This window comes from Jannaschia aquimarina (assembly GCF_000877395.1).
GTDB classification, from domain to species: domain Bacteria; phylum Pseudomonadota; class Alphaproteobacteria; order Rhodobacterales; family Rhodobacteraceae; genus Jannaschia; species Jannaschia aquimarina.
Genome location: NZ_JYFE01000076.1, coordinates 1 through 4,654 on the forward strand (window position 1 = coordinate 1; position 4,654 = coordinate 4,654).

The 4,654-nt window shown below is 64.0% G+C and carries 4 protein-coding genes and 1 pseudogene; 4 read left to right on the forward strand and 1 reads right to left on the reverse strand.

The genetic code is table 11. The features are described from left to right. Positions 1–60: 60 nt before the first annotated feature. Positions 61–348, forward strand: a complete 288-nt coding sequence (locus jaqu_RS19165; RefSeq protein WP_043920632.1) for a hypothetical protein — start codon at positions 61–63, stop codon at positions 346–348. Between the two features lie 368 nt (positions 349–716). Here jaqu_RS19165 and jaqu_RS19170 read toward each other — a convergent pair whose 3' ends face one another. Then, entirely contained in the window at positions 717–1,415 is a 699-nt protein-coding gene (locus tag jaqu_RS19170) for a hypothetical protein (protein WP_043920635.1), read from the reverse strand. 445 nt (positions 1,416–1,860) lie between these two features. Here jaqu_RS19170 and jaqu_RS19175 point away from each other — a divergent pair, with 445 nt between their 5' ends. The 3 genes and pseudogenes from jaqu_RS19175 to jaqu_RS19185 form a co-directional block, all read left to right on the forward strand. Further along, positions 1,861–3,165, forward strand: a complete 1,305-nt coding sequence (locus jaqu_RS19175) for an AAA family ATPase (RefSeq protein WP_043920636.1) — start codon at positions 1,861–1,863, stop codon at positions 3,163–3,165. Beyond that, positions 3,162–4,268: a ParB/RepB/Spo0J family partition protein gene (locus tag jaqu_RS19180; RefSeq protein WP_043920633.1), complete on the forward strand. Its 1,107-nt coding sequence runs from the start codon at positions 3,162–3,164 to the stop codon at positions 4,266–4,268. Before jaqu_RS19175 ends, jaqu_RS19180 begins: the two co-directional genes overlap by 4 nt. Positions 4,269–4,344: 76 nt before the next feature. Continuing rightward, positions 4,345–4,654 (forward strand): annotated as a pseudogene (locus jaqu_RS19185) (hypothetical protein); the annotation flags it as partial.

Here is a 4,654-nt window from a genome sequence, read left to right on the forward strand (position 1 = left end):
TCGGGGCCGAAGCGCGTGCGCTCCGGCCCCCTCCCCTGCCCTTCCCGCTGGAGACCCATCATGGCCTTCAAGAACAACACCAATGCCGGGCGCGTCGCCAAGATGATCGACTTGCTGCGCCTGATCGAGAAGTCGGCCTCGTCGAACCGCGCGGCCCCGTCCGAGATTGCGAAGATGCTGACGCCGCTGGCAGAGACGCTCAGGCCCTACCTGCCCTCTTCATGCACCGAGACACTCGCCACGGCCCCGGACAGCCCTTTGGGTCGCCTAACACCCGGAGAGCGGGCCAGCCTGTTGCTGGCCGATGGTGCGTCCCTAGATCAGCACCGACACGATAGTCCATATTAAGGACGACAGCGAAAGCTGGATCACTCATCGCTGGCCGCTGATCAAGGCACACATATCGCGAAACGATTGCCGGGCCTGGCTGACCCGCCACGACTATCCCGATGCGCCGAAGTCGGCCTGCATCAGCTGTCCATTCCGCAGCGACGCGGGCTGGCGCGAGATGCGGGGCGTCGATCTGGCGTCGTGGTAGAACGCGCCATAGTCCGTAGCGGACCATATCCTGAGGCAATGGCGCCTACCGGAAGCCCGCTCGCGCCCGGGTCGGGATAGGCAAGCTTAGCCAAAAGGCGGGTGTGGTTGAGAGCCATCGTTCCCGCGCAGAATTGTGCAATGACCAGAAACCGATGCCGCCGCGAATGCGAGCCCCGTCAGACGAACAGATCGATCCCGTCGAGGTCAGGCGCGGCTCGCCGCAGACGGGCCGTCAACGCGGCGAGGTGATGCGTTCGCACGAAGGACGCGTGAAACGCCGACGGTGCGCGCAGCCTCAGTCGGCCCTCGGATATGCCCTCATAGCGGAGCGGCGCGATCCAGGCGGCATGACCGGCGGGATCGGTCGCTTCCCAGTCGGATCGGATGCGCCCCCACGGGCCCGCCGGAGACTCTTCGGCTGCAGGACTGGGAAAAGCGACGACGTTCCCCTGCCCCACCGTTTGGTCTACCTCCGGCATCGGGCCAGTCAGGCGCGCCACGAAATCCGGCCCGACCGCGTCCCAAGCGTGTCGCGTCTCGGCAAGGATCGCATCGACTCCCAATCCGTGGCACGCTACTCTTCCCCGCGTTGCCGGTCGTTTGAGGATCAGCCATCCCATCTCCCGCAGCTTCGCGATCTCGCGCTTCACTGTGCGTTCATCCACCGACCATAACGCTGCGATCTCGCGCTGACCGGTCGTGAGCGTGTCAGTCCGCCAATCGTAACGTGCGGTGATCAGGACGAGGAGGCGCAGGGCGAGCCGTTGACGGTGCTTGTCGCCCGCGCAGCCATGCGCGCCGAGCGCGGTCAGCAAATCGTATTTGAAGGCGGACCCGTGAAGGCCCTGCGCTCGCTTTGCCGGACCGGACGTCATCGCCCGCCCTTCCGGCATATCTTGGCTGGTTTCGATGTCATGTTCGCCTCACGCCCGGTCCTGCCCGGGCCAACTCGTCGTTCTTCGCCGACCTGAGGTAATTAGCGTTGAGTTGCCTCATTCTGTCAAGGATTCGTGTTTCAGTGCGTCAAACCTGATCTTGAATGAAAAGAAAATCGGTATGGATCGGTATAGAGGGTCACCCTAGATGTCACGCCAAGTCGCAGCGATGTCCCCCCATGATCTTGTAGGTGTCACATCAAGACCTCTCTAGATCGACCTTCCGACGATCTTTGGCGCGAATCGGTGTGGCGATAGCGCATGCCTCTCGGAACCGGTTTCCCCGCGGGGAAATGCCCATGACGCGTCGACGTGTTCTGAGGATTGCGGGAAAGTCAAATTCGGCGTAATTGCGAAATGAAAGACGATGAACGTTGAGGCAGGCATGTTGGACCATTCCGATCTCGAGGCGATGCAGGGCGCCTCGCTCAGGATGCAGGGGCATATCCGCAAGCAGACCTTCTCGCCGCAGAACGAGAAGACGCTGCGCCGCTTTTCCTCGTGGGAGGTGTCGGAGCTAATCCTGCGCGTGAACCAGAATACGTTTCGCTCTCGCCTCGCCGCCGATCCGAGTTTGCCGACCGGAGAGGTTGAGCCGGACGGGAGGCAGCGCTGGTTCACGCTCGACGAGGTGAACGAGCTACGGCGGCGGATGCGCGTGAACCGCCGCTCGCTCATGCCGCCCCGGCCTGCGGGACGGCGCGCCGTCCGGATCGCGGTGGCGAACTTCAAGGGTGGCGCCGGAAAGTCCACGACGGCGCTTCATCTGGCTCATGCCGCAGCGCTCGATGGCTACCGGGTACTTTGCATCGACTTCGATCCGCAGGCGACCCTGTCGCACTCAATGGGACTCAGCGATGTATCCGAGGATCATACCGTTTGGGGTATTATGGCGCGCGATCTTCTGCGCGAGACCGAGAGGATGAACCGTGCCGCGCAGGGGGCCGAGTCCGGGCGCGCCCTGCCCCGCCGTCGTGTTCCGGCGACGATTGCCGAATCCGGTCTTGGCGATCTTCGTGCGACGGACTTCATCCAGCCGACCTGCTGGCCGACGATCGATCTGGTCCCGAGCTGCGCCAACGCGGCCTTCGTCGAGTTCGCCAGCGCGCAGTACAGGCATGCGAATCCGGCCTGGTCCTTCTTCGCGTCTGTCGATCGCTGGTTGGGGACGCTGCCGCCCGATGCGTACGACATGGTGATCTTCGATTGCCCGCCGGCGATCGGATACCAGTCGATGAACGCCGTCTATGCCGCGGACATCCTCTATATCCCGTCGGGGCCGGGCTACTGGGAATATGACTCGACCACGTCCTTCATCGGGCAGCTGGCAGAGGCGCTCGGAGATCTGACAGGCTTCTCCGAAGGGTCCGATTTCCCCACGGGGAAATCCCACAAGCAGTTTCTCGACATCCGTTTCCTGCTTACGCGCTACGAGCCGAATAATGACCTGCACCGCGCGATGCGGGACGCATTCCTGAAGGTCTTCGGAGACCACATGACCCGGCATCCGATCGAGCATACTCGTGCGGTCGAACAATCCGGACGCTTCCTCTCATCGGTCTACGAGATCGATTACCGCGACATGACGCGCGAGACCTGGCGGCGCGCGCGTTCGACCTTCGACGCCGCCTACGACGAGTTCAAGGGTCACGTCCTCGAGGCGTGGGAGAAACTGGAGGAGGTTGAATGACCCGTAAACGCCGCATGTTCGATATTAACCTTCCCGAAGAGCAGGACGCCGAGACCGATCCTCCGATCCCTGCTGATCTCGAGACCAAATCGCTTACACCTCGGCGCCGGGGGCCAATGGCTTCTGCCATCGGTGAGGCGGGCGATGCCCTGCGGTATCGCAAGCGGATCGAAGAGGAAATCCGGGCCGAGAATGACGCCCTGGCCGAAGAATTTGTGCGCCTCAAGCGAGAGGGTCTGATCGTCGATCTCGTGAGGCTCGACGATGTCGTGGCCGGGAAACTTGTCCGGGACCGCAGCCCGATCACTGATCTCGAATTGCAGGATTTGAAGGCTTCGATCTTGGCGATTGGTCTGTCCAATCCGATTCGCGTGGAGCCACGCGAGGACGGACGCTACGAACTTGTCGAGGGTCTGCGCCGCCTGTCGGCCTACCGCGAGTTGCATGGCGAGACCGGCGACGAGAGATGGGCGCGGATCCCGGCCGGATTGCTGGTGGCGGGGCAGGGCGAGGCGGCGCTCTACCGCCGGATGGTCGACGAGAACCTGACCCGGAAAGATGTGTCCTTTGCCGAGATGGCGGCTCTCGCGCGGGCCTACGCGGAGGCCGGTATCGAAGGTTGCGAGGATGTGGATCAAGCGGTCAACGTGCTCTACGCTTCGGTCAGCGCGCAAAAGCGGAGCTATATTCGCCGGTTCGCCGCGCTTCTGATGATGGCGGACAAGACGCTGGCGCATCCCTACGCATTGTCACGTGCGCTCGGTCTTCAACTGGTCGACCGACTGGAGGCAGAGCCGGGTTCGATCCGAGATCTGAAGTCGATGCTCGATGCGGCGTCAAAGCGGGATGCGACGCGCGAGGCCGAAATCATTCGGGAGTTCCTCGCGGGGCGTTCTACGCCATTGCCGGACAAGGCCCGTGGAGCTCCGAAGGGAGCACGGCGGGGGCGGGTGGCCCTCTCGGTCCCCGTCGGTCCTGGCGTGAAATGCACGGCGACGGACGGCAAGGTCGAGCTGCGGGCGCGGATGGATTTCGGCACGGTGGAACGGGCGCGGCTCGAGGCGGCGATCGAGGCCTTTTTCGCTGCGCTCGAAGATAGGTGATTTCCCCGCGGGGAAATGGAGGACCTGGAGTGCAGCAGGCGCGGCGGTGTCTCTTCGAGAGATGGAGTAAAGCCACATGAGTTCTGACCTCAGCCATTTCCGCGGCGACCTGATTTCGTCTTCTGCCCTCTCTCCGTCCGACCGAGCGACGTTGGCGCATCTGGTGCGCAAGGGGATGGGGGCGAACTCGGTGCGGGCGGTGCGGTCGGACCTGCGCTATCTGGAGGCCTGGTCGCGGGCGGCGGAGGGGCGGGGGCTGGCCTGGCCGCCTGCGCCGGAGACGGTGCTGCGCTTCGTGGCGCATCACCTGTGGGATCCCGAGGCGCGGGGCAGGGAGGCGGAGCACGGGATGCCGGCGGAGGTGCGCGCGGCGCTGGCCGGGGCGG